The following is a 25,536-nucleotide window of genomic DNA, read 5'->3' as shown; positions in this document are numbered from 1 at the left end:
TCCCTGGCATCCGGGGAGGGGCCTCGCTCGCTTTGTTCAGTGCCGAATGCTCCGAACCTTGAGGGCGATTCGCGACGACGCCGGGCCCGCGAGAGAGGAGGCCTTGGCGCGCAATCCGGTGAGCCAGTTCGCGGCCCGTCGGCGACCCAGCTCGAGTGCGCTCGGCGGGGCGGCGGGAGGGGGAACCACCAACGCGTCGACGGCCGCCGTGAAGTCGGGTGTCACGGGAGTGTGGACTTCGCAGTAGGCCTCACCGCACCGCCCGCAGTGCACCTCGTAACGCAACGAGTTGGGTCCCGACTCGACGAAGGTGTAGTCGGCGACCGCTACGCATCGTGGACACCGCGCGAGTCCACGTTCAACCACCACACTCACGGCAGCAGCACTCCTTCAGTCGAACTCGAGTTTCACTGGTCGCCATCGTGAGGCCTGAAAGTCGTGGGTGCACCATGCCCGCGGATCTCGATACGCGATCGGTGCGCAATCGAGATGACGCCCTGCGGGATGATGGCGTGATGACTGAGGTGCGCGGACGGGTGTGGCGATCAGGCGAGCCGGTGGACGGCTTCACGTTCTCGGCCATCTCGGAATGCCTGGCCGCCGATGACACGCTGGTGTGGGCGGACGTCTACGACCCGGACCACGACGCGCTCAGCGCGCTGGCCGACGAACTGGGACTCAACATCTGGGCCGTCGAGGACGCGATGGCGCCCAACGAGCGCACCAAGGCCACCGTGTACCGCACGCATACCTTCTTCACCGTCTACGCGGTGCAGGCGCTGACTCCCCCGGTCGGCGACGACACCACCTCGTCCCTTGTCATGCACCGCATCTCGGCGTTCGTGTTGCCCCGCGGACTCATCACGGTACGGCTGCCACCGACCGCGGGTGACGACCCCGGCTTCGGCATGGACGAAGTCTCCCAGCGGTTCGACGAACTCGGTGGTCAGCAGCATGGCGTCGGCGCGTTGGTGCATGGCCTGCTCGACGCCGTGGTCGACGGGCACTTCGACGCGGTGCAGTCGCTCGACGACGACATCGAATCACTCGAGGACGAGTTGTTCGCCGAGGACGGTCCTAAACGCGGGTTGCAGAGGCGCACCTACCGCTACCGCAAGGACCTCGTCGAACTGCGCAGGGTGGTGTTGCCCATGCGCGAAGTGGTCACCGCGATCAAGAGCCGACGGCTGGACTCGCAGTCCTCCCCGGACCTGGATCCGCTCTATGACGACCTGTACGACCACGTGCTGCGGGCCTCGGAGTGGACGGAGTCGTTGCGCGACATGGTCACCACCGTCTTCGAGACCAACCTGTCGCTGCAGGACGCGCGGCTGAACACGGTGATGAAGAAGCTGACCGGCTGGGCGGCCATCATCGCCGTCCCGACGGCCGTCACCGGCTTCTACGGCCAGAACGTCGCGTATCCGGGCATCAGCACGGTAGCCGGGTTCGTCAGCAGTAGCTTCGTCATCATCGCCCTGGTCACGCTGCTGTACGTGATGTTCCGCAGGCGCGGCTGGCTCTAACCCCGCCACCCCCTCGCGATTTCGGCGCGCCAACGTTCGCTCGGCGACGGTTGACGCGCCGAAATCGCGTTGGGCGTGGGGCTAGAGGGCCTTGAGTTCCTCGATGACCGCGTTGACGGACTTCTTGGCGTCGCCGAACAGCATCGAGGTGTGCTCGAGGAAGAACAGCGGGTTCTCGATGCCGGCGTAGCCCGAGCTCATCGACCGCTTGAGCACGATGACCGAACGCGACTGATCGACGTTGAGGATCGGCATGCCGTAAATGGGGCTGGACGGGTCGTTGCGGGCCGCCGGGTTGGTCACGTCGTTGGCGCCGATGACGAGGGTGACGTCGGTACGGCTGAACTCGCCGTTGATGTCGTCCATCTCCTTCATTGCGTCGTAGGGGACGTCGGCCTCGGCCAGCAGCACGTTCATGTGCCCGGGCATCCGGCCTGCGACCGGATGGATCGCGTACTTCACCTCGACGCCCTTGGACTCCAGGATCGCGGCCATGTCCTTGACGGCGTGCTGGGCCTGCGCGACGGCCAGGCCGTAGCCGGGCACCACGATCACCTGGTTGGCGTAGGCCATCTGGATCGCGGCGTCGGCGGCCGAGGTCGCCTTCGCGGTGCCCTGATGATCACCCCCAGCGGCGGCGGCACCTGCCGAGCCCGCCCCGAAGGAGCCGAACACGATGGCCGGGATCGACCGGTTCATCGCCACGGCCATCAGGTTGGTCAGGATCGAGCCGGACGCGCCCACGATCATGCCCGCGACGATCATCGCGGTGTTGTTCAACGCCAAACCTGCTGCCGCAGCCGACAATCCGGTCATCGCGTTGAGCAGCGATATGACCACCGGCATGTCCGCGCCACCGATCGGGAACACCACGAACAGGCCCATGATCCCAGCGAGCACCAGGACCACGACGATCATCCAGGTCGGGCTGCCCTGCCCGGCGTTCAGGCCAATGTAGACCGCAGCGGCGACCGCGCCGAGCAGTAGCACGACGTTGGCGGCCTGGAAGATCTTGGCGGAGCGGACCAATGCCTTCTCGACGTTCTTCGGAATCGATTCCTGCAGCTTGAGGAACGCCACCAGCGAGCCCCAGAACGACACCGAGCCGACGATCGCCGCGAACAGTGATCCGACGACCAGCGCGACGGTCGGCGACTGGTCGGGCCGGAAGTGCCCGAACCCGTCGGTCTCGATGAACTCAGCCCACGCGACGAGCGCGACCGTGCCACCACCGACGCCGTTGAACAGCGCCACCAGTTGCGGCATCGCCGTCATCTTGGTCTTCTTGGCGGGCGGCACACCCAGCACCACGCCGATGACCAGGCCGGCCACGATCAGGATCCAGTTGATCGAGGCCGTGTCGCGCACCTTGATCAATGTGGCGACGACCGCCACGGCCATACCGACGGCGGCGATCAGGTTGCCGCGCACGGCCGTCTTGGGGCCGGTCAGTCCGGACAGGCCCAGGATGAAGAGGGCGAACGCGAGGATGTAGAGGCTGTTGACGAGATAGGTCATTTGTCGGCCTCCGCCTTCGCAGGCTCAGGCTTCTTGCCCTTGAACATGCTAAGCATGCGGTCGGTGACCAGGAAGCCGCCGATGACGTTGAGCGTGCCGAAGATCAGCGCGATGAACGCGATGATCCGCACGCCCCATGACGCGTCGGCCGGCAACTCGCCCAACACGATCAGGGCGCCGAGCACGACGATGCCGTGGATGGCGTTGGTACCCGACATCAGCGGCGTGTGCAGCGTGTTGGGGACCTTGGAGATCACGGCGAACCCGACGAACCCGGCCAACACCAGGATCGCGAGATTGGCCAACAATTGGTCATACATCAGGCGGTCTCCCCCGCAGTTCGGGTGACGCACGACGCCGAAACGACCTCGTCGTCGAAGTCCGGTGCCAGTGCACCGTCGGTGATCAACAGCTCCAACAGAGAGGTGATGTTCTTGGCGTACAGCTCGCTGGCGTGCTCGGGCATCGTCGCGGGCAGGTTCAGCGGCGAGGCGATCGTCACGTCGTGGCGGACGACGGTCTGGCCGGGCTCGGTGAGCTCGCAGTTGCCGCCGGTCTCGCCGGCCAGGTCGACGACGACGCTGCCCGGCTTCATGCCCTCGACCGCGGCCGCGGTCACCAGGCGCGGCGCGGGCCGTCCCGGCACCAGCGCGGTGGTGATCACCACGTCGAACTTGGTGATCGCCTCCTCGAGCGCCTTCTGCTGCTGCGCGCGTTCGGATTCGGTCAACTCGCGGGCGTACCCGCCCTCGCCGGCCGCGTCGATGCCGAGGTCCAGCCACTGCGCACCCACCGAGCGGACCTGATCGGCCACCTCGGGGCGTACGTCGTAGCCGGTGGTCTTGGCACCGAGGCGCCTGGCGGTGGCCAACGCCTGCAGGCCCGCCACGCCGACGCCGAGGATCAACGCGCTGGTCGGCTTCACGGTGCCCGCCGCGGTGGTCAGCATCGGGAAGAATCGCGTCGACAGCGATGCCGCCAGCAGGACGGCCTTGTACCCCGACACGTTGCCTTGGGACGACAGTGCGTCCATCGCCTGCGCACGGGAGATGCGCGGGATCGCCTCAACGGCGAAGGCCTGCACGCCGGCGGCCTTGAGCGCGCCGATCTGGTTCACCTCGTTGCGCGGCGCCAGAAACCCGATCAGCGTCTGGCCGCTCGTGAGTTTTGCCACTTCCTCCGTCGAGGGCGGGGCGACCTTCACCACGACCTCAGCCGACCACGCGTCACCGATCGTCGCTCCGGCCGCCGTGTACAGGTCATCCGGCAGCAGCGCGCGCTCGCCTGCGCCCGATTCCACGATCACGTCGACGCCGGTGTTCACCAGCGACGTCACCGCCTTGGGTACCAGCGCCACCCGGCGCTCGTCCGCGCCCGACTCGGCGACCACACCCACAGTCGTCTTCTTCTCAGTCATGTCTACTTCCCCCGCCGGCTCACCCGCGGTGTGATTTGAACTCAGACACCCTAACCGTTACCGCCGGTCACGAACGATTCACGTCCGGATGCATCGATACAGTTCGGCGGGGCCCCAAAGCTAGGAGTCGAAACCATGACTGTCGACCGGATTCTGCCGACGGAGGACGCCGACGAGCTCATCGCGCTGACGCGGGACGTCGCCGACAAGGTGCTGGATCCACTCGTCGACCAGCACGAGCGCACCGAGACCTACCCCGACGGCGTGTTCACGCAACTCGGTGCCGCGGGGCTGCTGAGCCTGCCCCAGCCCGAGGAATGGGGCGGTGGCGGCCAGCCGTACGAGGTCTATCTGCAGGTGCTCGAGGAGATCGCCGCGCGGTGGGCTGCCGTGGCCGTGGCGGTCAGCGTGCACAGCCTGTCGTCGCACCCGCTGCTGGCGTTCGGGACCGACGAGCAGAAGCAGCGGTGGCTGCCGGAGATGCTGTCGGGCGACCGGATCGGCGCGTACAGCCTGTCCGAGCCGCAGGCGGGTTCGGATGCGGCGGCGTTGCGGTGTGCGGCCGTGCCGACAGATGGCGGTTACGTGCTCAACGGGTCGAAGTCGTGGATCACCCACGGCGGCATCGCCGACTTCTACACCTTGTTCGCACGGACGGGCGCGGGCTCCCGCGGCATCAGTTGCTTCCTGGTGCCGGGCGATCTGCCGGGGCTGACGTTCGGCAAGCCGGAGGAGAAGATGGGGCTCTCGGCCGTCCCGACGACGTCGGCGTTCTACGACAACGCCCCGATCGACTCCGACCGCCGCATCGGCGCCGAGGGACAGGGTTTGCAAATCGCGTTCAGCGCGCTCGACGCGGGCCGGTTGGGTATCGCCGCGGTCGCGACCGGGATCGCGCAGGCCGCGTTGGACGACGCGTGCCGTTACGCCAATGAGCGAACAACGTTCGGCCGCAAGATCATCGACCACCAGGGGCTGGGCTTCCTGCTGGCCGACATGGCCGCCGCCGTGGGCAGCGCGAGGGCCACCTACCTCGACGCCGCGCGGCGCCGCGACCTGGGGCGGCCGTACTCGTCGCAGGCCAGCGTGGCAAAGATGGTGTGCACTGACGCGGCGATGAAGGTCACCACCGACGCCGTGCAGGTGCTCGGGGGTGCCGGCTACACGCGCGACTACCGCGTCGAGCGCTACATGCGCGAGGCCAAGATCACGCAGATCTTCGAGGGCACGAACCAGATTCAGCGACTCGTCATCGCCCGCGGCCTGACGACGTAACCGCGTCGCGAGTGAGTGTCGATTTCAACCTTGATGTCGCCGGCAATATCGAGGTTGAAGAAACACCTTGGGGCGGTCCACCGATCGGGGGACACGCGATTCAGCCGCTGTGCCCACCGGTCACCCGACAGACACCGCCGCCGCGCCGGGACACAGTTGAGGCATGACCAACTCGATCGCTCCCAAGCTGGCCCGTTACGCCGCCCTCCCGATCCTCGCCGCGGTCATCGCCGCTGGCGCCCTCCTCGGCACTGCAGGGGCGGCCTGTGCAGCCCCTTCGATCTCGTCCAACGACTCCGGCAACTTCTACGCACCGACGATCCGGGCCACACCGCCCGTCCTGGTGCAGCCCGGCGCCCGCTGGCACCGCCAACACCACCGGTTCGACTTCGGCGCCGAGTAATTCTGTCAGCTCTCGATTCTGCAGCCACGGTGAAGAAGTGCGAGTGGCCCTCGCCCTGAGCGCAGAGTCGGCGAGGAGACGGCCTACGCGGGCGCCGCCTACTCGGTCGCCGACTCCTCCGGAGGCGACGTCACGGTGACCAGCGTGCCGCGGCCGACGGTCGAGTCGATCGTCATGGCACCGCCCATCGAGTCGAAGCGGGCCTGCAACGACGCCAACCCGATGTGCCCCTCGGCCACGCGTTGATCGACGATCGACGGCTCGAAACCCGCACCGTCGTCGGCGACGGTGAGCACCACGCGATCGCCCTTGCGGAACATCCGAACGGTGACCGAACTGGCGCCCGCATGCTTGTTGACGTTGGCGAGCAGTTCGCGCGCCGCCCGGTACAGCAGGGCCTGCGACACTGGTTTGCCGACGTCTTCGAGCTCGGCGTCGACGGTGAAGTCACCCCGACTCTCATACTGTCGCAACAGTTCTCGTACGCCCGGCGTCAAGCCGAGCTGGGCGAGCACCTGCGGGTGCAGCGCCGTCACCGTCGACCGCAGGCCGGCGGCCGTGTCGTTGAGCGCCGCGTAGACCATGTCCAGGGCGGGGTCGGGCATGCGTTCGCGCACCTCGTCGAGTTCCAGGCGAGCGGCGAGCAGGGTCTGCAGCGGGCCGTCGTGCAGATGCTCGGCCAGCTCCCGGTTCGTCCGTTCGTCGGCTTGCATCGACTCGGCGACCAGCCTGCGGCGCACGTCCAGCAGCGCGGCGACGCGGGCCGCACGCCGCGTCAGCACCAGGCACAGCGCCGTGGTGGCGACCGCGAGCCAGATCAGGAAGCCGAACTGCAGATACACGACGTCGGGCATGCCGACGTGGTCGTCGCGCCTCGAGTAGACGATCCACGCCCCGAGGTAGCACGCCGCGGTCCCCAACCCGAGGACACCCGTCAGGACCGGTCGGTCACCGAACGCGACGGACAGCGGCAGCAGGAAGAACACCGGCAGCAGCGCCGCGGTCGCACCCCCGGAGACGACGCAGAGCGACACGACGGCGAGCACGTCGACGCCGGTCGAGAGCCACCCACCCCACGAGGGCACCGGTCCGCGGAAGACCAGCACCGCCCACAGCAGCGCGGCGACGGCGTAGGCGCCGAGGATCGTGGTGTAGACCTCCGGCAACCAGCTGTCGACCTCCCACAGCCACACCAGGACGCCCATCAGGGCGATCAACGGCAGACGAAGCAGCGCCGAGACGCGGACGGGTTCTGCGGCGAAGTAGTCGACGATTCGCTGGGGAAGGCGATCCACCGCTATTCCAGAAGCCCGCGACGCATCGCCTCTGCGACTGCGGCACCGCGGTCCCCGACGCCGAGCTTCTCGTAGAGCCGCTGCACATGGGTCTTCACCGTGGACGGGGCCAGGAACATGTGCTTGGCCATCGCCGGGATGGTCTGCCCACTGGCGATGTGGCCGAGCACTTCGCGCTCGCGGGCACTGAGGGTGGGGGTGTCGGAGTCGTTGCGACGCTGAATCTCGCCGACCAGTCCCGCGGCGAGGTTGGGTGCGACGACGTCGCGGCCCTTCGCACAGTTCAGCACCGCGTCGACGAGTTCGGCGCGACCGGATTCCTTGGAGATGAACCCCGCGGCTCCGTCCTGCAATGCGCTGTAGACGATCGCGGACTCGTCGTGCGCGGAGATCAGCAGGACTCGCGTCGGCAGCTGGTCGCGACGGACCGCGGCGGCGACCTGGGCGCCGTCGAGTCCGGGCATCCGGTAGTCCAGGAGCGCGACCTGCGGCCCGTGCTCGCGGATCAGTGCCAGCGCGGCCACCCCGTCGTCGGCCTCCGCGACCACGTCGATGGCTCCGCTGGAGGTGAGGGCGCGCACGACGCCGTCGCGGAACAGCGGATGGTCGTCACCCACCACCACGCGCACCTTGTCGCCGGTCACGCCGCCAGCTTGGCACACCACCCGCGGACCTTGCCCCGATCGGACACACGCAATCGTCCTCAGTCCGCGCTGCCGGCCTCGGCTTCGGTCGCGCGCGTCCGCCCGGCCAGACCGATCAGTTCCTCGTGCAGCTCGAACCACACCGTGTGATACGAATCGACCATCGGACGGGTTAGCCAGGACATGTCACCGCCGTGCGCCCTCTGCAACGCCGCGTCGAGACGGTCGGCGTGTGCCCCGAGGCGCGGCACCAGTCCGCTCGCGCTGGCGATCACCGGCAGCACGTCGCGGTGAAGTTCGTCGATCTTGGCCAGCACGGCGGCCGCGCCGTCGACCCCCGCCGAGGCCCTCTCCAGCTGCCACTGCGAGATCAGGGGCTTGAAGCCGGCGTTGACGACGAGGAACCGTTCGTACAGGTGATTCACCGCCTCGGGGTCGACGGTGGCGCGCTCGGCGGCGAGCAGCCCGGCCAACCGGGCGCGGCCGTCGTCCGTCAGCCGCACCCATGCGCCGTCGGTGAGCAGCCCGGAGGCGATCAACCCGTCGACGGTGTCGGTCAGTTCCGCGCGACCGACCCGGCCCTTCAGCCGGACCGCCTGCAGGACGGCCAGGTCGGCGGCATCGCTCACCTGCGTGCCCATCGCGCGGCAAGGTGCATGGTCCGAAGCGGCTCGGACGACACCACGTCGGTGTGACCGGCGGCGAGCGCGGCGGCGACGGACTCCTCGGAGGCGTCGTCGAGGACCGGGTAGTCACCTTCGGCGTGCGCGCGGAGCGGACTCGTCGCGCGCACGATGTCGGCGAACCGCAGCAGTTCCGGGCAGTCGGTCGATTCCGACGGTGTCGACTCCCCGTTGCGTACCTCCCCGGCGTCGCCGTCGACGGTGACGATCCGGCCCGCCAGCAGGGCGGTGAGGCCGGCTCCGCACCCGACGACCGCGGGAATGCCGAGTTCGCGCGCGACGATCGCGGCGTGACTGGTGGCCCCGCCGACTTCGGTGACGACGGCCTTGGCCGCCACGAGTCCCGCGACGTCGTCGGGACTCGTCGTCGGGCGCACCAGGACGACGTCGCGCCCGTCGTCGGCCGCGGCGATGGCGTCATCGCTGGTCACGCACACCAGGCCCGACGCGACTCCCGGAGAGGCAGCCACGCCGGTGGCCAGCGGCGGACCGGACTGCTCGGGAGCCGATCGCGCCTCGAGAACCGAGGCGAGCTGCTCGGGAGTCACCCGGTCCAGCACCTCGACGTCGTCGATGACGCCCTCCTCGCGAAACGCCAAGGCCAGCCGCACCGCTGCCCGTGGCGAGCGTTTCGCCACCCGGGATTGGAGCAGCCACAGCTTGCCCGCCTCTACCGTGAACTCGACGTCCTGCACGTCGGCGCCGAGGCGCTCCAGGCGAATGCCCGCGTCGATCAACTCCTCGTAGGCGTCCGGCAGTCGGTCCCGCATCGCGACCAGCGGCTCGCAGTCGCTGGTCCCCGACACCACGTCGTCGCCCTGAGCGGCGGGGAGCCATTCGCCGAACGGGTTCGAGGCGCCCGACGCCGGATCGCGGGTGAAGAGCACGCCGGCGCCCGAGCCGGCGTCCAGATTACCGAAGACCATGGCCTGCAACAGAATTGCGATGCCACCACGTTCCAGACCGTGATGCGCACGGTAGGCGGTCACCCGGCTCGACGACCACGAGGACACCACCACTTCGAGGGCGCCACGCAATTGCGCCAGGGGTTCGTCGGGCACGTCCGCGCCGGCCGGCACGGCAAGGCGGTAACCGCAGCGGAACCGCTCGCGGGTGTCGTCGGCGAACCGGGCCGAGTACCGGTTCCCGAGCGCTTCGGCGACCGCGTCGTCGATTCCGACGTTCAGGACGGTGTCGAGCATGCCGGGCATTGACGTGGCCCCACTGCTGCGGACCGACAGCAGAAGCGGACGGGGACCGGCGCCGAACGTGCACCCCGTCCGTTCCTCCAGCAACGTCAGCCCGCCCAGTACGTCCTGCCACATCCGTTCGACGACCGCGGCGGGATCGTGGGCACATCCATCGCACCATTCGGAGGTCACGCAGAACGCCGGCGGGACGGGCAAACCCGCGCCCGCCATCGCCGCGACCGCACGCCCCTTGCCTCCGACGACCGTGCGTGCGGCGGCGTCCAGGTCGGTGTCCAGCGCCGTCGCGGTATGGCGGTGCGCGGCGTGAACGTGTCGGCTACCTGCGCCGAATGTCATCGCTGCGCTCCGTCGTCTCGCCCGGTGATGCTTGGAAAGTTCCCAGGAATGCCCGAGTGTAAGCAGGTGGGTGATCACCCGCGGAAAGCAGGGAACACAATGATCTGACAGCGTTCACGCTGCCTCGTTGGGCGCCATCGGGAGCTTCTCGATTCATCTAATGGGCGCCTTGTACCGAATACTTGGGGGTCACTGCCCACGCAGTGATCCAGACAGGGGTTTCACACCGTATGGCCGATCAACTCGCACACGCCACCGAGGCGCTTCGCCGGGCGCTCGTCCAGAACGACCGGTTGAAGACGCAGAACCGGTCTCTGCTCGAGCGATCGGGTGAACCGATCGCCGTGGTTGGCATGTCGTGTCGGTTCCCCGGCGGCGTCAACTCCCCCGAGGGCCTCTGGGACATGGTGGCCTCGGGTCGCGACGTGGTGTCGGACATGCCGGACGACCGCGGCTGGAACGTCGCAGGCCTGTACGACGCCGATCCCGACGCGCCCGGCAAGTCCTACGCACGTTCGGGCGGCTTCGTCGAGAACGTGGCCGACTTCGACGCGGGCTTCTTCGGGATCGCACCGAGCGAGGCCCTCGCCATGGATCCTCAGCAACGCATGCTGCTGGAGCTGTCCTGGGAGGCGCTGGAGCGTGCGGGCGTCGACCCGACGTCTCTGCGAGGCAGCGCGACGGGCGTGTTCGCAGGAGTCATCGCCGGTGGCTACGGCATGTCCGCCGACAGCATCGAGGGCTACCGCCTCACCGGCATGACGTCGAGCGTCACGTCGGGCCGGGTGGCCTACGTGCTGGGCCTCGAGGGCCCCGCGGTGTCCATCGACACCGCATGCTCGTCGTCGCTGGTCGCGCTGCACATGGCGGTGCAGGCGCTGCGGCTCGGCGAGTGCGACATGGCCCTGGCGGGCGGTGTCACCGTCAACGCCACCCCGACCATCTTCGTGGAGTTCAGCCGCCACCGGGGGCTGGCGACCGACGGTCGCTGCAAGCCCTACGCCGGGGCAGCCGACGGCGTCGGCTGGGCAGAGGGCGGCGGCGTGCTCGCCGTCGAGCGGCTCTCGGATGCGCAGCGGTTGGGCCACCCGGTGCTCGCGGTGGTACGGGGTTCGGCCGTCAACCAGGACGGCGCCTCGAACGGGCTGACGGCGCCGAACGGGCCCTCGCAGCAGCGCGTGGTACGCGCCGCGCTGGCCAACGCGGGCCTGTCGACCGCACAGGTGGACGTCGTCGAGGGCCACGGCACCGGTACCCCGCTGGGTGACCCCATCGAGGCTCAGGCACTGCTCGGGACCTACGGACAGGACCGGACGCAGCCGCTGTGGCTGGGCTCGGTGAAGTCGAACATGGGCCACACCCAGGCCGCGGCGGGCGTGGCGGGTGTCATCAAGATGATCATGTCGATGCGCCACGAGTCGCTGCCCGCGACGCTGCACGTCGACGCGCCCAGTCCGCACGTCGACTGGACCGCGGGCGCGGTGTCGCTGCTGACCGAGCCGCAGCCGTGGCCCGCCGGTGCGACTCCCCGCCGGGCCGGCATCTCGTCGTTCGGGATCAGCGGCACCAACGCCCACGTGATCGTCGAGTCGGCCCAGCCGGTCGAGACTGACGTCGAAGCGTCGACGCCGCCGCCCGCCGCCGTGCTGCCCTGGGTGCTCTCGGCGAAGTCAGCGGCCGCGTTGCGCGGGCAGGCCGCCCGGCTGACCGACCACCTCGCCGCACACGCCGAACTCGACGGCCGCGACGTGGCGTGGACGCTGGCGGGGCGGACGTCCTTCGAACACCGCGCCGTGGTCCTGGGCGCCGACCGCGACCAGTTGCTCGCCGGACTGTCGGAGTTGGCCTCCGACGCCGACGGCATGCTGGCGATCCGCGGCACCGCCACGCCCGTCGGCAAGGTCGCCTTCGTCTTCCCGGGCCAGGGCAGCCAATGGCTCGGCATGGGCATCGAATTGATGTCCAAATCAACGGTTTTCGCCGACAAGATGGTGGCCTGCTCGGAAGCGCTCGCGGAGTTCGTGGACTGGTCGCTCGTCGACGTGCTGCGCGGGACGCCGGGAGCGCCGGGCCTGGACCGCGTCGACGTCGTCCAGCCCGCATTGTTCGCCGTAATGGTGTCGCTGGCGGAACTGTGGGCCTCGGTCGGTGTCACCCCCGACGCCGTCATCGGTCATTCCCAGGGCGAGATCGCCGCCGCCCACGTCGCGGGGGCGTTGTCCCTTCGCGACGCCGCACGGGTGGTCGCGCTGCGAAGCAAGCTTCTGGTCGAACTGTCCGGTTCGGCCGGCATGGTGTCGTTGGCCTGCGGCGTCGATCGTGCCCGCGAACTGTTGGCAGGTCTGGACATTCACGCCGATCGCGCTGACATCGCCGTGATCAACGGGCGCTCCGCCGTCGTCGTTTCCGGCGAGTCGTCGGCGCTCGACGCGCTGATGCGGCAGTGTGAGGCACTGCAGATCCGCGCCCGCCGCATCGACGTCGACTACGCGTCGCACTCGGCGCAGGTCGAGGCGATCGACGGCCGGCTGCAGGAAGCGCTCTCCGGCCTCGAACCGCATTCGACGCGCACGGCGTTCTTCTCCACCGTCACAGGCGATCTCGTCGACACCGCCACCCTCGACGCCGACTACTGGTACCGCAACATCCGGCAGACGGTGCAGTTCGACCAGGCCGTCCGGGCCGCCTGCAGCCATGGTTACCGGGCCTTCGTCGAGACCAGCCCGCACCCCGCGCTCATCGCGGGCGTCGAGGACACCGTCCGCGACTGCACCGACGCCGCCACCGAGCCGGTCGTCGTGCCGACGCTGGGCCGCGACGAGGGCGGTTGGGACCGCTTCCTCTCCTCGGCGGCGCAGGCGTTCACCTCCGGCATCGCCGTGAATTGGCGGGCGGTGTGCGACGGCGGTCAGTTGGTCGACGTCCCGACATACGCCTTCGAGCGGCGGCGCTTCTGGTTGTCCGGCGGCGGTACCGGGACCTCGGACGCCTCGGGCTTCGGTCTCAACGGCGCCGCCCACGCATTGCTGGGCGCCGTCGTCGAGGTGCCCGACACGGGTCAGGTCGTCCTGACCGGCCGGCTTGCGGTCTCGACGCAGCCGTGGCTGGCCGACCACGCCGTCGGTGGCGTAATCCTCTTCCCCGGTGCGGGATTCGTGGAGCTGGTCATCCGCGCCGGCGACGAGGTTGGGTGCCCCGTCGTCGAGGAGCTGACCCTGCAGGCGCCTCTCGTCGTGGCGCCGTCCGGTGTCCCCATCCGCGTCCTCGTCGGTGCTGCCGAGGAGTCCGGCTCACGGTCGGTGTCGGTGTTCTCGCGGACCGACGACGACGAATCGCCGTGGGTGCTGCACGCCGAGGCGATCGTCGGCCCCACCGTCAGCGCGCCGACGGCCGACCTGACGGCATGGCCGCCCGCGGGGGCGGTGGCGGTGGACGTCAGCGACGCGTACGAGGTGCTGGCCGCACGCGGCTACGAGTACGGCCCGGCGTTCCGTGGGCTCACCGCCATGTGGCGGCGCGGCGACGAGGTGTTCGCCGAAGTCTCCATCCCGCAGGACGTTCAGGCCGCCGAGTTCGGCGTGCATCCCGTGCTGCTGGACGCGTCGATGCACGCGATCGCCCTGGTGGTCGGGGATCACGAACTGGCGCTGCCCTTCTCGTGGCAGAAGGTGTCTCTGCACGCGGCGGGTGCGTCCTCGGTGCGCGCCAGGATCGCGCCGGTCGGTCCGAACTCGGTGTCGATCGAGCTTGCCGACGGTTTGGGTCTACCGGTTCTCTCGGTGGGTTCGATGACCACCCGGCCGGTCAGCGCCGAGCAGCTCGCGCTGGTGGGTCGAGCTGGCGCCGACGGTGAACTCTTCGAGGTGGAGTGGTCCGCGATTGCGGTACCAGAGGTCTCGCAGCCGACGGCCGATGCCTTCACCGTATACGAAACTCGTTCCGTGGCAGGCGATTCCGACGATGTCGCGGCGCAGACCCACACGACCGTCCACCGCGCGCTGGAGCAGTTGCAGTCATGGCTCGCCGAGCCGTCCGCGTCCACGCTGGTGGTCGTGACGCACGGTGCGGTGGCCCTGCCTGGTGAGGACGTCACCGATCTGGCCGGTGCGGCGGTGTGGGGTCTGGTCCGGGCCGCGCAGACCGAGAACCCCGGCCGCATCGTCCTCGTCGATGCGATCGGCGAACTGGACGTCCCGACCGTCCTGGCCGTCGGCGAACCGCAGGTCGTGCTGCGGGCGGGCGTGCCCCACACCGCGCGTGTGGTGCGCAGCCGCGGCGTCGACTCGGTGCTGCAGCCTCCGACCACGGGCAAGCCGTGGCGGCTCGGCATCGCGACGGCCGGAACGTTCGACAACCTCGCGCTCGAAGAGGTTCCGCACGCCGACGAACCTTTGCGGCCTGCGCACATCCGCGTCGAGATGAACGCCGTCGCGGCCAACTTCCGCGACGTGATGATCACGCTCGGCATGTTCACCCACGACGCGCTGCTCGGCAGTGAGGGCGCGGGCGTGGTCGTCGATGTCGGCGAGGGAGTGACCGAGTTCGCCGTCGGCGACCGGGTGATGGGGTTGTTCCCCGAGGGCACCGGCACGGTCGTGCAGGCCGACGCACGACTGGTGGCGCCCATCCCGACCGGCTGGACGGATGCCGAGGCGGCAGCGACGCTGGTCGTCTTCACCACGGCCTACTACGGTCTGCGCGAGCTGGCCGACGTGCAGCCCGGTCAGTCGATCCTGATCCATGCCGCGACGGGCGGCGTGGGCCTTGCCGCCGTGCAACTGGCCAGGCACTGGGGCCTGGACGTCTTCACCTCCGCCAGCCGCCCCAAGTGGGACACGCTGCGGACGATGGGTTTCGACGACGACCACATCGGCGACTCACGCACTTTGGACTTCGAGCGGAAGTTCATGGACGTCACCGGTGGCCGCGGCTTCGACGTGGTGCTCGACTCGCTCGCCGGTGACTTCGTCGACGCGTCATTGCGACTGCTGCCGCGAGGCGGGTCGTTCCTCGAGATGGGCAAGACCGACATCCGCGACGCCGACACCGTCGCCGCCGCCCACCCGGGCGTGCGCTACCGCGCCTTCGACCTTTTCGAGCCCGGCCGCCCACGGATGCACGAGTACATCGTCGAGCTGTCGAGGATGTTCGAAGAGGGCATCCTGGCGCCCTTGCCGGTGACGACTTGGGACATCCGACGCGCACCTGCGGCGCTGCGGCACCTGAGCCAGGCCCGCCACGTCGGCAAGATCGTGATGACCATGCCCGGGGCGTGGACGCGCGGCACCGTGCTCATCACCGGCGGTACCGGCATGGCGGGCGCCTCGGTGGCCCGCCACGTCGTCGAGCACCACGGCGTACGCCACCTGACGCTGCTCTCGCGACGCGGGCCCGACGCCCCCGGCGCACGTGAGCTCGTCGCGGAGCTGACCGCCGCTGGCGCAAACGTGAAGGTGCTCGCCGCGGATGCCGCCGACCGCTCCGAGCTGCGCGCCGTGCTCGGCGCCATCGAGGCCGAGCGGCCGCTGTCCGCGGTGATCCACGCGGCCGGTGTGCTCGACGACGCGGTCGTGGGATCGCTGACGCCCGAACGCATCGATCCCGTTCTGCGGGCCAAGGTCGACGCGGCATGGAACCTGCACGAGCTCAGTCGCGAGACGAATGTCGCTGCGTTCGTGATGTTCTCGTCGATGGCCGGCGTCGTCGGCTCGTCCGGGCAGGCGAACTACTGCGCGGCCAACACCTTCCTCGACGCGCTGGCCGCCCACCGTCGCGCCCACGGTCTGCCCGCGACCTCCCTGGCGTGGGGACTGTGGGAGCAGGCCAGCGACATGACCGGCCACCTCGCGGACGCCGACCTGACCAGGTTGGGGCGCGACGGCATCCTCGCGATGTCGACCGAGGACGCGATGGCGTTGTTCGACTCGGCCCTGGTGGTCGGTGAGCCGCTTCTCGCACCCGTCCGGATCGACCGCGCGGCGTTGCGCTCGCGGTCAGCCGAAGGCCTGCTGCCGCCGATGTTCGCTCAGCTCGCCAACACCTCCGCCAGGCGTCGCGTCGACGACTCGCTGGTCGCCGCGAAGTCGAAGTCGGCTCTGGCACAACGGCTCCACGGGCTGACCGAACAGGCTCAGCAGGCGCTGGTGCTCGACCTGCTGCGATCGCACATGGCCGCCGTGCTCGGAAACACCGAACCGGAGGCCATCACCGCCGAGCTGGCCTTCTCCGACCACGGCTTCGACTCGCTCACCGCCGTCGAACTGCGCAACCGGCTCAAGACGGCCACCGGACTCGCGCTCTCGCCGACCCTCATCTTCGACTACCCGACGCCGGTGGCGTTGGCCGGCTACATCCGGCAGGAGCTCGCGGAGGCGCCCCAGGAGGTCACGCAGACCACGACCGTGTCCTCCGCCGTCGACGAGCCGATCGCCATCGTCGGCATGTCCTGCCGGTACCCCGGCGGTGTCGACTCACCAGAAGCGTTGTGGGACATGGTCGCCGCGGGCCGCGACGTCCTCACCGACTTCCCGACCGACCGCGGCTGGGACCTCGCCGGACTGTTCAGTGCGGATCCCGACGCCCCGGGCAAGTCGTATGCCAGCACCGGAGGGTTCCTCCAGAACGCGGCCGACTTCGACCCGGCCTTCTTCGGGGTCTCCCCGACCGAGGCGCTGGCCATGGACCCGCAGCAGCGACTGTTCCTCGAACTCGCGTGGGAGGGGCTGGAACGCGGCGGCATCGACCCGACGTCGCTGCGCGGCAGCGCCACCGGCGTGTTCGCGGGCGTGTACGCCCAGGGTTACGGCGTCGGCGCGGACGGCGCGGAGGGTTTCCGTCTGACGGGTCAGGCCTCGAGCGTGGCGTCGGGCCGGGTGTCCTACGTGCTCGGTCTCGAGGGTCCCGCCGTGTCGATCGACACTGCATGCTCGTCGTCGCTGGTCGCCCTGCACATGGCGATGCAGGCGCTGCGAACCGGTGAGTGCGACCTCGCTCTCGCGGGCGGCGTCACCGTCAATGCCACGCCGGACATCTTCGTCGAGTTCAGCAGACAGCGCGGGTTGTCGTCGGACGGCCGGTGCAAGTCCTTCGCCGGTGCGGCGGACGGCACCGGATTCGCCGACGGCGGAGGCATTCTCGTCGTCGAGCGCCTGTCGGACGCGCAACGCCACGGCCATCAGGTGCTGGCGCTGGTGCGCGGTTCGGCGATCAATCAGGACGGTGCGTCCAACGGGCTCACCGCGCCGAACGGGCCCTCGCAGCAGCGCGTCCTGCGGTCTGCGCTGGCCAACGCCGGGCTCAGTGCCTCGGAGGTCGACGTCGTCGAGGCGCACGGCACCGGCACCACGCTCGGCGACCCCATCGAGGCGCAGGCGCTGCTGGCGACCTACGGACAGGACCGCCGCCACCCGCTGTGGCTTGGCTCGGTGAAGTCGAACATGGGTCACGCCCAAGCCGCCGCGGGCGTCGCGGGCATCATCAAGATGGTCCAGTCGATGCGCCACGAGCAACTGCCCGCCACGCTGCACGTGGACGAGCCCACCCCGCACGTCGACTGGACGATGGGGTCGGTCGCCCTCCTCACCGAGGCTCAGCCCTGGCCGGAGAACGGCACGCCGCGCAGGGCCGGGGTGTCGTCCTTCGGCATCAGCGGCACGAACGCGCACGTCATCATCGAGCAGGCGCCGGTATCGGTCGCGCCTGCCGTCGACGTTCGCCGACCCGCCGTCATTCCGTGGGCGCTGTCCGCCAAATCCCCAGAGGGCCTTGGTGATCAGGCGCGTCGAATCGCCGACCACGTCGAAGCCCACCCCGAACTGGACGCCGTCGACGTCGGCTGGACGCTCGGTGGGCGCTCGGCGTTCCCGCACCGCGCGGTGATGCTCGGCGCCGACCGCGAGGCACTGCTCGCCGAGCTGAGGAGCCTTGGCGACGAGCAACAGGGTCCGGGCACGGTTCGCGGTCGGGCCTCCGGCTCGGGCAAGACCGCGTTCGTCTTCCCGGGCCAGGGCGCGCAGTCGCTCGGCATGGGTCGCGAGCTGCACGCCGAGTTCCCCGTCTTCGCCGAGGCGTTCGACGCGGTCACCCGCGAGCTGGACAGGCACCTGCTGCGCCCGATCCGCGACGTCATGTGGGGCAGCAACGCCGCAGTGCTGGACTCGACCGAGTTCGCGCAGCCCGCGCTGTTCACCGTCGAGGTCGCGCTGTTCCGTCTGCTCGAGTCCTGGGGTCTGCAGCCGGATTACGTGCTGGGCCACTCGATCGGTGAGTTGACCGCCGCACACGTCGCCGGGGTGCTGTCACTGGAGAACGCCGCCGCGCTCGTCGCCGCGCGGGGCAGGCTCATGCAGCGGCTACCCGAGGGCGGCGCGATGGTGGCCGTGTCCTCGAGCGAAGCCGAGATGCGACCCTTGCTGCGCGACGGCGTCGGCATCGCGGCCGTGAACGGACCCGACTCCGTCGTGATCTCCGGTCCCGAGGACGCGGTCCTGGCGATCGCCGAGGAGGCGCGGGCCACGGGCCGGCGGGTGCACCAACTCTCGGTGTCACACGCATTCCACTCGTCGCTGATGGAGCCGATGCTCCTGGAGTTCAGCACGGTGGCGGGCGGAATGTCGTTGTCGGAGCGCACGATTCCCGTGATCTCCAACCTGACCGGCGAGCTGGCTGGCCCGGACTTCGCGACGGCACCGTACTGGTCACGTCACATCCTCGAGGCGGTCCGGTTCGCCGACAGCGCCCGGTTCCTCGAGTCGGTGGGCGTCACCCGGTTCCTCGAGGTGGGACCGGCAAGCGGACTCACGGCCTCGATCGCGATGTCGCTCAACGACTCCGAACCCGTGACGGCCTCGACCCTCAAGAAGGACGCGCCCGAGCCCGCGACGCTGCTGACGGCGCTGGGTACCCTGTCCGTGTCGGGCGTCGACGTGGACTGGCGGGCGGCGTGCGACGGCGGACGACTCGTCGACCTGCCGACCTACGCCTTCCAACGGCGTCGCTTCTGGCTGTCGAGCGGCGGGTCGGGTTCGACCGACGCCGCAGGCCTCGGACTCGGCGGAGCCGACCACGCGCTCCTCGGGGCGGTCGTCGAGTCGCCGGAGACCGGTGGCGTGGTCCTGACGGGCCGGCTGTCCACGTCGGCGCAGCCATGGCTGGCCGACCATGCGGTCGCGGGCGTCGTGCTTTTCCCCGGTGCGGGTTTCGTCGAGTTGGCGATCCGGGCCGGCGACGAGGTGGGCTGCAACGTCGTCGACGAGTTGATGCTGCACGCGCCGCTGGTGCTGCCCGCCGAGGGCGTCGCCGTGCAGGTCGTGGTCAGCGAGGCCGACGAGGCAGGCGGCCGCGTCGTGTCGATCTTCTCGCGCGCCCAACAGGACTCGGCGACTTGGATCTTGAACGCCGAGGGCGAACTGGGCGTCGCATCGTCGGCGCCGGGTTCCGACCTGTCGATCTGGCCGCCGGTCGGCGCCCGCGAGATCGACGTCACCGAGGCCTACGCCGAGTTGTCGGCACGCGGGTACGAGTACGGCCCGGCCTTCCGCGGGCTGAAGGCGATGTGGCGCCGCGGTGACGAGGTGTTCGCCGAGGTCGCGATTCCACAAGAGTTGCAGGCGAACGGTTTCGGCGTGCATCCCGTGCTGCTGGACGGCGCACTGCATGCGGTGGTGCTGAGCCGGGACGACAACCCGGGCGAGATGGCGCTGCCGTTCTCCTGGCAGAAGGTCTCGCTGCACGCGTCGGGGGCCTCGGCCGTCCGCGCGCGGCTCGCCCCGAACGGCACCAGCTCGATGTCGATCGACCTCGCCGACGGCCTTGGCCTGCCCGTGCTCTCCGTCGAGGCGATGGTGGCGCGCCCCGTGACCGCCCAGCAGTTGGCGGCAGCGGTCGGCGGCTCCGGCGGCGGTGAGCTGTTCGAGGTGGTGTGGTCTGCCGCGCCCTCGTCCGCCGAGGCCGTGGCCGCCGACGCCGCGTTCGAGGTGTTCGAATCAGCCCCCGCGACAACCGAATCGGATGATCTGTCCGGCGTCTACGGCGCCACCCACGTGGCGCTGGAGCGGTTGCAGTCGTGGCTTGCCGGGGCCGCGGATGCGACGCCGTCTGGTTCAACGAAGCCGTCGACGCTGGTGGTGATGACCCGCGGGGCGGTTGCCCTGCCCGGTGAGGACGTCACCGATCTGGCGGGTGCCGCGGTGTGGGGGCTGGTGCGGGCGGCTCAGACCGAGCACCCGGGCCGGGTCGTGCTGGCGGACGTGGACGGCGGCGCCAATGACGTGGATCCGGCCGCGATCGTCGCCCTCGGTGAACCGCAGGTGGTGATCCGCGACGGCGTACTGCACACGGCGCGGGTGCTGCCGAGCCGGGCTGCCGGGTCCCTGCTGGCTCCGCCCGACGGTGGCGCGCCGTGGCGGCTGACGGTCGCCGAGGAGGCGTCGACGGGCACGTTCGACGACCTGACGCTGCAAGAGATTCCGGACGCCGACGAGCCGCTGGCGCCCGGTCGCATCCGGGTCGCCGTGCGTGCCATCGGCGCGAACTTCCGCGACGTCATGATCGCGCTCGGGTTGTATCCGGGCGGAGGCGTCATGGGCATCGAGGCGGCGGGTGTCGTCGCCGAAGTCGGCCCCGGGGTCACGGAGGTGTCCGTCGGCGACCGGGTGATGGGCCTGTTCCCCGAGGGCACCGGCACGATGGCCACCACCGATGCTCGCGTCGTGCTGCCCATTCCGGCGGACTGGGGCTATGCACAGGGCGCCGGCTTCACCGTCGGCTTTGCGACGGCGTTCTTCGCGCTGCGCGGGCTGGCCGACGTGCAACCGGGTCAGTCCGTGCTGATCCACGCGGGCACCGGTGGCGTCGGGATGGCGGCCGTGCAGCTGGCTCGGCACTGGGGCCTCGAGGTGTTCGCCACCGCGAGCCGTCCCAAGTGGGACACGTTGCGGGCCATGGGCTTCGACGACGACCACATCGGAGACTCACGCACCCTGGACTTCGAGCAGAAGTTCCTCGGCGTGACCGGCGGCCGGGGGTTCGACGTGGTGCTCGACTCGCTGTCGGGCGACTTCGTCGACGCGTCGCTGCGGCTGCTGCCGCGCGGCGGGGCGTTCCTCGAGATGGGCAAGACCGACATCCGCGACGCCGTCGCCGTCGCCGCCGCCCACCCGGGCGTGCGCTACCGCGCCTTCGACCTGTTCGAGGCGGGAGCGGACGGCGTCGGCCGGATTCTGTCCGGCGTCTCGGCGCTGAGCGACACCGGCGCGCTGCGGCCGCTGCCCGTCTCGACGTGGGACGTGCGGCGGGCGCCCGCCGCACTGCGGCATCTGAGCCAGGCCCGCCACATCGGCAAGGTGGTGCTCACCATGCCCGACGCCTGGGCCGGCGGCACCGTGCTGATCACCGGCGGCACCGGCATGGCGGGCGCCTCGGTGGCCCGCCACGTCGTCGAGCATCATGGCGTGCGCCATCTGGTGCTGCTCTCGCGCCGTGGGCCCGACGCGCCCGGCGCCGCGGAGCTGGTCGCCGAACTGACCGACGCGGGCGCACACGTCCAGGTGGTCGCCGCGGACGCCGCCGACAGGGACGCCCTCGGCAAGAGCCTGGCGGGCATCGACCACCAGCATGCGCTGTCGGCGGTCATCCACACCGCGGGCGTGATCGACGACGCGGTGCTGACCTCTCTGACGCCGGACCGGGTCGATGCGGTGTTGCGGGCCAAGGTCGATGCGGCGTGGAATCTGCACGAGCTGACCCGCGATCTCGATCTGTCCGCGTTCGTGATGTTCTCATCGATGGCGGGCCTCGTCGGCGCTTCCGGGCAGGCGAACTACTCGGCGGCCAACGCCTATCTCGATGCCCTGGCCGCTCACCGGCGCGCCAACGGTCTGCCCGCGATGTCGTTGGGCTGGGGTCTGTGGGAGCAGGCCAGTGGGATGACGGGCCACCTTCAGGACGTCGACCTGGCGCGGCTCAACCGCGACGGCATCCTGGCGCTGGCGGTCGACGACGCGCTCGCACTGTTCGACGAGGCGTTGGCGGTCGACGAGCCGTTCCTGGTGCCCGCGCGCATCGACCGCGTCGCCCTGCGGACCAAGTCCGCGGCGGGGACGCTGCCGCCGATGTTCATCGATCTGATCTCGGGCCCCGCCCGTCGTCAGGTCGGTGATTCGCTGGCCGCGGCCCAGTCGCGATCAGCTCTGTCCCAACGCCTTTCGGGGCTGCCCACCGACGAGCAGCACGACCTTCTGCTCGATCTGGTGCGGTCGCACATGGCGACTGTTCTGGGGCTGCCGAATCCGCAGTCGATCGCCCCGGACCTGGCGTTCCAGGACCACGGCTTCGACTCGCTCACCGCCGTCGAACTCCGCAACCGCCTGAAGGCCGCGACGGGCCTGACCCTGTCGCCGACGCTGATCTTCGACTACCCCAACCCGTCGGCGATCGCCGAGTACTTCCGCACGCAACTCGTCGGAGAGTCCGAGCAGGCGCCCGCGACGAACGCGGTCGACGAGGAACTTCAGCGCGTCGTGGCGTCCATCCCCGTCAAGCGGCTCCGGCAGGCGGGCGTACTCGACATGCTGCTGAACCTCGCCGCCCAGGGCACGGGCGTGGACGCCGGAGACGCCGCATCGACCGAGCCCAGGACCCAGGACATCGCCGACATGGACCTCCAGGATCTGCTGGCGGCATTCAGCGACGACGGCGACGGCGATGACGCCTAGGCCTCGATGAGGATCGTCGTCACGGGGGCCGACGGCGCCATCGGGCGTGGGGTGGCCGCCCGACTGGTCAGCCTGACCCACGACGTCGTCGGCGTCGGGGTGCGGCGTCCCGACAGTTGGCCGGGCTCAGTCGACTTCGTCGTCTCGGAGGGGTACGACGCAGACGTCATGAAGGGGGCCGACGCGGTCCTGCACGGTGCCGCGAACTCGGCGAGCGTGACTGCCCTGCTCGACGCGGTGGCGGCGGCGGACGTCGGGCGCCTCGTCGTCGTGTCGCCGATCTGGCCCGCGGACGACACCGCGTCGATTACAGCCGAGGTCGTCGCGTCCGGACTCCACGCGATCGTCGTCCGGACGGCACTCGTGCTGGGCCGTCACGTCGACGACGCCGTGCTGCAGAGGTGTTCCGGACCGGTCGTCCTCGACGTCGACGGCTCCGCCGACAGGCCCCTGCAGGTGGTGCACGCACACGACGTCGAACGGGTGCTCGTGCGGGCACTGCTCGATCCCGGGCTGCCCGCGGGTCGAGTCGACGTCGCGGCCGCGGGTCACACCACCCTGCGCTCGATCGCCACCGCCATCGGCAGACCCGTCGTCTCGATCCCCTCACCACTGCGCAGATTCGTGCCGAACGGCTTCGGCTGGCGGGCGCGCCCCTTGCCGACCCTGGACCTCACCGATCTCCACGACGACTGGGGATTCACCCCCGGTTACGACGCGGCGGAGGTGGTGGAGGACTTCACGCTCGCGTGCCGCGGCCGGATCGCCCTGGGCACCACCGTCCACGACATCCCCTGGCGGCTACCTCGCGTACTCGAGATCCCGGCGGTCGATGCACCCTCGCCCGACGGCGTCGAGCCGGTGCCCGCCGGGAAGGGCGCCGCGAACGGCGAGTTCGACACCCCCATCGACCCACGGTTTCCCGCGTTCATCGCCACGAACCTGTCGGAGGCGTTGGCTGGACCGTTCTCACCGTCGTCGGCCTCGGTGACCGTGCTGGGCACGCGTGCGGCGGGTCTGGTGATCTCCGAGCGACTCCGACCTGGCGGCGCCGTTCAGCGCGAGATGTCGGTGCGGACGACCGGCGTCTTCGGCCATCGTCTGTATGCGGGCATCACGACTGGACACTTCATGGCGCACACGGTGCCGTTCATCGACCCCGCGATCGTGCTGTCGGGGTTCTTCGGACACGCCGAGGACGGCCTGGAGTTGTTCGGCGAGCATCTGCCGCCCGTCGAACCGCGCGGGATCGTCCGCCAGCTCCGCGGCGGGTTGACGTTCGCCAACTGCCTGATCGGCCTCTCCGCTGGCTCGAACCGCGACACCGGTGACTTCGTCGGCGACGTCGCGCGGCTGGAGTCGGCGTCCGAGCAGCCCGCAGACCTGTCCGACCGCCGGCTGCGGGAGCTGATCCTGCTGGGGCGCGATCACGTCGTCCACGGATGGGTGCTCTCGTCGGCGTCGATTCTGCTGTGCGCCGGCTACGGCGTGGTCATGCGACTGCTCTGCGGACGCGACGTCATGCCTGCCGCGGGGGACGAGCTGGTCAGCGCGCAGGCCCTCGGCGCCGTCCATCGACTGGCGGCGGCGGCGCGGCGCAACCCGGTGGCGGCCCGGCTGCTGTCCCAACCGGCGATCGATGCCGCCGCTCTCGCCGCCGAGACGCCGGAGTTCTCCGCCGCATTGGCCCGCGAGCTTGCCCTCATCGGGCACCGGGGGCCTGGCGAGGTCGAGATGCGTTGTGCGACATATTCCGATGACCCCGACCTATTGATCCGCATGGTGACCAAGGCGCTCGTGGTGGAGGCGCGGGACTTACCGGTCCTGCCGCAGGTGCCGCTGCGAGCGCGGGCGGTCGCCGTCGCCGCGGCCAGCCAGATCCGCGAGCGTGAGGTTCGGCGCGACCGGATGGTGCGCGCAATCTGGGTGCTCCGGAGGTTGCTGCGGGAGCAGGGCCGCCGCATGGTCGAGGCTGGCGAGCTCAGCGAGGTCGACGACGTGTTCTACCTGCTCGTCGACGAGTTGGACGCGCCCCCGCCCGACCTCGCCGGCATCGTCGCCCGCCGTCGAGCCGAACAGGCGGCGCTGCAGGAGCTGGTGCCGCCGGAGGCCTTCAGCGGCCAGTGGCTCCCAACGAGCGGAACGGGGGACGCCTTTCGGGGCGGTGAGGTTCTGCACGGCATCGGGGTGTCGGGCGGCCGGGTCCGCGGTCTGGTCCGCGTCGTGCACGCCGATACGATCGACGACCTTCAGCCGGGTGAGATCCTCGTCGCCAAGGTCACCGACGTGGGCTACACCCCGGCGTTCGCCTATGCGGCCGCCGTTGTGACGGAGCTGGGCGGGCCGACGTCGCACGCGGCGATCGTCGCCCGCGAGTTCGGCGTGCCGTGCGTCGTCAACGCCAGAGGCGCTGCCGCGCGGCTGTCGACCGGCACGTTGATCGAAGTCGACGGGGCCACCGGCGACATCACCGTGCTCGGTGCGTGAGGCTCCATCTGACGCGTGTCATATTGTG

Annotated in this window: 13 protein-coding genes; 5 read left to right on the top strand and 8 right to left on the bottom strand. The window is 70.1% G+C overall.

Annotated elements, in window-relative coordinates; genetic code table 11:
- Window positions 1–36: 36 nt before the first annotated feature.
- The gene (locus VET27_RS05985; RefSeq protein ID WP_526516084.1) at window positions 37–375 is read right to left on the bottom strand and encodes a hypothetical protein; all 339 of its coding nucleotides are present in this window, start codon (window positions 373–375) and stop codon (window positions 37–39) included.
- Between the two features lie 140 nt (window positions 376–515).
- On the opposite strand from VET27_RS05985, the gene VET27_RS05980 reads away from it, so the two are divergent.
- Window positions 516–1,526, top strand: coding sequence for a magnesium transporter CorA family protein (locus VET27_RS05980; RefSeq protein ID WP_526516082.1), 1,011 nt, complete (start codon window positions 516–518; stop codon window positions 1,524–1,526).
- Window positions 1,527–1,607: 81 nt separating this feature from the next.
- On the opposite strand, the gene VET27_RS05975 is transcribed toward VET27_RS05980, so the two are convergent.
- The 3 genes from VET27_RS05975 to VET27_RS05965 are packed head-to-tail and all read right to left on the bottom strand — an operon-like array spanning window position 1,608 to window position 4,461.
- Complete coding sequence (locus tag VET27_RS05975) at window positions 1,608–3,044, bottom strand: NAD(P)(+) transhydrogenase (Re/Si-specific) subunit beta (protein ID WP_526516080.1); 1,437 nt, start codon at window positions 3,042–3,044, stop codon at window positions 1,608–1,610.
- Complete coding sequence (locus tag VET27_RS05970; protein WP_526516078.1) at window positions 3,041–3,364, bottom strand: proton-translocating transhydrogenase family protein; 324 nt, start codon at window positions 3,362–3,364, stop codon at window positions 3,041–3,043. Before VET27_RS05970 ends, VET27_RS05975 begins: the two co-directional genes overlap by 4 nt.
- Window positions 3,364–4,461 carry an NAD(P) transhydrogenase subunit alpha gene (locus VET27_RS05965; RefSeq protein ID WP_526516076.1) on the bottom strand — a complete coding sequence of 366 codons (1,098 nt, stop codon included), beginning with the start codon at window positions 4,459–4,461 and terminating at the stop codon, window positions 3,364–3,366. The genes VET27_RS05970 and VET27_RS05965 overlap by 1 nt, the downstream gene beginning before the upstream one ends.
- Before the next feature lie 135 nt (window positions 4,462–4,596).
- On the opposite strand from VET27_RS05965, the gene VET27_RS05960 reads away from it, so the two are divergent.
- Window positions 4,597–5,736 carry an acyl-CoA dehydrogenase family protein gene (locus tag VET27_RS05960; protein WP_526516074.1) on the top strand — a complete coding sequence of 380 codons (1,140 nt, stop codon included), beginning with the start codon at window positions 4,597–4,599 and terminating at the stop codon, window positions 5,734–5,736.
- A 163-nt stretch (window positions 5,737–5,899) separates the two neighbouring features.
- Window positions 5,900–6,139, top strand: coding sequence for a hypothetical protein (locus VET27_RS05955; RefSeq protein WP_526516072.1), 240 nt, complete (start codon window positions 5,900–5,902; stop codon window positions 6,137–6,139).
- A gap of 98 nt (window positions 6,140–6,237) precedes the next feature.
- Here VET27_RS05955 and VET27_RS05950 read toward each other — a convergent pair whose 3' ends face one another.
- The 4 genes from VET27_RS05950 to VET27_RS05935 are packed head-to-tail and all read right to left on the bottom strand — an operon-like array spanning window position 6,238 to window position 10,308.
- Window positions 6,238–7,434 carry a sensor histidine kinase gene (locus VET27_RS05950; protein WP_526516070.1) on the bottom strand — a complete coding sequence of 399 codons (1,197 nt, stop codon included), beginning with the start codon at window positions 7,432–7,434 and terminating at the stop codon, window positions 6,238–6,240.
- A gap of 2 nt (window positions 7,435–7,436) precedes the next feature.
- Window positions 7,437–8,078, bottom strand: coding sequence for a response regulator (locus VET27_RS05945; protein ID WP_526516068.1), 642 nt, complete (start codon window positions 8,076–8,078; stop codon window positions 7,437–7,439).
- Between the two features lie 59 nt (window positions 8,079–8,137).
- Complete coding sequence (locus VET27_RS05940) at window positions 8,138–8,719, bottom strand: MarR family transcriptional regulator (RefSeq protein ID WP_526516066.1); 582 nt, start codon at window positions 8,717–8,719, stop codon at window positions 8,138–8,140.
- Entirely contained in the window at window positions 8,704–10,308 is a 1,605-nt protein-coding gene (locus VET27_RS05935; protein ID WP_526516064.1) for a pyruvate, phosphate dikinase, read from the bottom strand. The genes VET27_RS05940 and VET27_RS05935 overlap by 16 nt, the downstream gene beginning before the upstream one ends.
- Window positions 10,309–10,538: 230 nt before the next feature.
- Between VET27_RS05935 and VET27_RS05930 the strand changes: the two genes are divergently transcribed.
- Together VET27_RS05930 and VET27_RS05925 are read left to right on the top strand one after the other, a co-directional pair.
- Window positions 10,539–23,021: a type I polyketide synthase gene (locus VET27_RS05930; RefSeq protein ID WP_526516062.1), complete on the top strand. Its 12,483-nt coding sequence runs from the start codon at window positions 10,539–10,541 to the stop codon at window positions 23,019–23,021.
- Between the two features lie 6 nt (window positions 23,022–23,027).
- Complete coding sequence (locus VET27_RS05925; protein WP_526516060.1) at window positions 23,028–25,508, top strand: PEP-utilizing enzyme; 2,481 nt, start codon at window positions 23,028–23,030, stop codon at window positions 25,506–25,508.
- Window positions 25,509–25,536 lie beyond the last annotated feature (28 nt).

This window comes from Mycobacterium sp. (assembly GCF_035633495.1).
In the GTDB taxonomy this organism is placed as follows: domain Bacteria; phylum Actinomycetota; class Actinomycetes; order Mycobacteriales; family Mycobacteriaceae; genus Mycobacterium.
This window is presented reverse-complemented; position numbering and strand designations above follow the sequence as displayed.

Bases quoted from the DNA above. Each gene is read 5' to 3' on its own strand.
- VET27_RS05980 (WP_526516082.1), top strand. From the start codon at position 516: ATGACTGAGGTGCGCGGACGGGTGTGGCGATCAGGCGAGCCGGTGGAC.
- VET27_RS05975 (WP_526516080.1), bottom strand. From the start codon at position 3,044: ATGACCTATCTCGTCAACAGCCTCTACATCCTCGCGTTCGCCCTCTTC.
- VET27_RS05970 (WP_526516078.1), bottom strand. From the start codon at position 3,364: ATGTATGACCAATTGTTGGCCAATCTCGCGATCCTGGTGTTGGCCGGG.
- VET27_RS05965 (WP_526516076.1), bottom strand. From the start codon at position 4,461: ATGACTGAGAAGAAGACGACTGTGGGTGTGGTCGCCGAGTCGGGCGCG.
- VET27_RS05960 (WP_526516074.1), top strand. From the start codon at position 4,597: ATGACTGTCGACCGGATTCTGCCGACGGAGGACGCCGACGAGCTCATC.
- VET27_RS05955 (WP_526516072.1), top strand. From the start codon at position 5,900: ATGACCAACTCGATCGCTCCCAAGCTGGCCCGTTACGCCGCCCTCCCG.
- VET27_RS05940 (WP_526516066.1), bottom strand. From the start codon at position 8,719: ATGGGCACGCAGGTGAGCGATGCCGCCGACCTGGCCGTCCTGCAGGCG.
- VET27_RS05935 (WP_526516064.1), bottom strand. From the start codon at position 10,308: ATGACATTCGGCGCAGGTAGCCGACACGTTCACGCCGCGCACCGCCAT.
- VET27_RS05930 (WP_526516062.1), top strand. From the start codon at position 10,539: ATGGCCGATCAACTCGCACACGCCACCGAGGCGCTTCGCCGGGCGCTC.
- VET27_RS05925 (WP_526516060.1), top strand. From the start codon at position 23,028: ATGAGGATCGTCGTCACGGGGGCCGACGGCGCCATCGGGCGTGGGGTG.